At 68.9% G+C, this 427-nt stretch carries 1 pseudogene; it reads left to right on the forward strand.

Going from position 1 to position 427, the window contains the following annotated elements:
* A pseudogene (locus D7Y04_RS42880) lies at nt 1-427 on the forward strand (AMP-binding protein); the annotation flags it as partial.

The raw sequence follows: 427 nt of genomic DNA on the forward strand, positions 1-427 counted from the left end.
CCAGCCACCTCAACATCCCGGGCGCAACGCGGTTGGGCACCGTCGGGCGCACCGTGCCGGGCGTGGAGTGTCGGCTCGCGGAGGACGGCGAGGTGCTCGTGCGCGGGGCCAACGTGTTCCTCGGCTACCTCAACAAGCCGGAGGCCACCGCCGAGGTCCGTGATTCGGAGGGCTGGCTGCGCACCGGGGATTTGGGCGAGGTCGACGCGGACGGCTACCTGCGCATCACCGGCCGCAAGCGCGAAATCCTCATCACCTCCGGCGGAAAGAACCTGTCGCCCGAGCGCATCCAGAACGCGCTGAAGAACAGTCCGTACATCAAGGAGGCGGTGGCCATTGGCGACCGTCGAGCCTTCGTCACCGCGCTGGTGCAGGTGGACCCGGAGACGGTGGCGGACTGGGCGCTGCGCCGCAAGATTGCCTTCAC

The organism is Corallococcus sp. AB038B (genome assembly GCF_003668955.1).
GTDB lineage: Bacteria > Myxococcota > Myxococcia > Myxococcales > Myxococcaceae > Corallococcus > Corallococcus exiguus.